This window comes from Erythrobacter sp. HI0063, assembly GCF_001635685.1.
Taxonomy (GTDB): domain Bacteria; phylum Pseudomonadota; class Alphaproteobacteria; order Sphingomonadales; family Sphingomonadaceae; genus Qipengyuania.
Genome location: NZ_LWFF01000023.1, coordinates 1 through 1,227, shown reverse-complemented (window position 1 = coordinate 1,227; position 1,227 = coordinate 1). Strand labels below are relative to the sequence as shown.

Genomic DNA, 1,227 nt, shown 5'->3' with positions numbered 1-1,227 from the left:
CCGATCCATGGCCGAAACCGCCGTCACCATCAGCCGCGAGAACCAGGGCCAGCGCGGCCGTTACGTCGCCCAGGTCGCCGACAGCGAAGCGGAAGCCGAACTGACGTGGCAGGCACGCGGCGACGATGTGCGCGTCGCCGACCACACCTTCACGCCGCCCGAATTGCGCGGACGCGGCATTGCGAAGGAACTGGTCCAGGCGCTGATCGCCGATGCGCGGGAAGAAGGCTTCAGGATCGTCCCCGCCTGCAGCTATGTCGCGCAGGCGTTTCGCGACCATCCCGAATGGAGCGAGCTCAAAGCCGCGAACTGACGGTCAGAGCAATTCGCTGAAATCGCGCCGTCCGATCGATTGCAGCACGGCATGGCGCAATTCTTCGGCGCGGGCGATCGGCAGGCCGGGAAGGGCGAGTTTCCCGCCGGCAAGGCCCAGATTCAGCGTGGCATAGCCGCGCCGCCGCGCGATCGGCCCGCGTGCGATCTCCACCGATTGCAGCTTCACGCGTGACGATATCGCCAGCTTCGGGGATAACCAGCCGTGGCGCGAATAAAGCTGATCCGCGTCGAGCGCGTTCCGCGTGTGGCGGAAGTGGAACGCTTCCACCACCGCCGTCCAGAGCAGGACCAGCAGCGGCGCGATCCAGAACGGCTCGTCGACGAGAAACGCGACAATCGCGCTGATCGGCAGCAGCACCAGCGCGGCGATCGCCACCCGGTCCACCCGGTAGCGCTTCGACGCGAGCTGCCATTGCGCATCGCCTGCCGGAAGGTGGAATCCGGTTTCGCGCACGATCGGCGCAATTTCGTCCATCTGCGCAAATGGAGCCGCGTCGTGATTGGCGCCGCCGCTGTCCTGCGCCAGGCTCACCACGCCCAGCCGGTGCCAGCCGAACAGGCGCCGCACGATCCCGGTCCCGAGCCGCAAGGCCTGCACCCGGTGGATCGGCATGACCACATCGGTGCGGGTCAGCAGCCCACGGCGGCGGCGCAGCCCCTTATCCGTCCGCTCCAGCCGGAAGTTCCATTCGCGCAAGGCCGTGCGGACGACGCCCGTCACCAGCCCAAGAAGCAGCAGCGCAATAATCGCGATCGCTCCGGCAATCACCTGGCCGACCACGCCCAGCGCCAGCAGCCAGCCGCCCGGCCCTGCCAGCAATCGCTGCCATTCCCGCCATTCCCAGATGTCGAAATCGAGCAGGAAATCCACCTGCTGGACCGCGCCTGCCA

General features: G+C 67.4%; 2 protein-coding genes. One reads left to right on the top strand and one right to left on the bottom strand.

Annotated features, from left to right (window positions below; all coding sequences use genetic code 11):
- Positions 1-7 precede the first annotated feature (7 nt).
- Positions 8-313, top strand: coding sequence for a GNAT family N-acetyltransferase (locus tag A3736_RS01145; RefSeq protein ID WP_067678152.1), 306 nt, complete (start codon positions 8-10; stop codon positions 311-313).
- A gap of 3 nt (positions 314-316) precedes the next feature.
- On the opposite strand, the gene A3736_RS01140 is transcribed toward A3736_RS01145, so the two are convergent.
- Positions 317-1,227, bottom strand: a 911-nt coding sequence (locus A3736_RS01140; RefSeq protein ID WP_156501909.1) for a PH domain-containing protein, incomplete at its 5' end; no start/stop codon positions are given.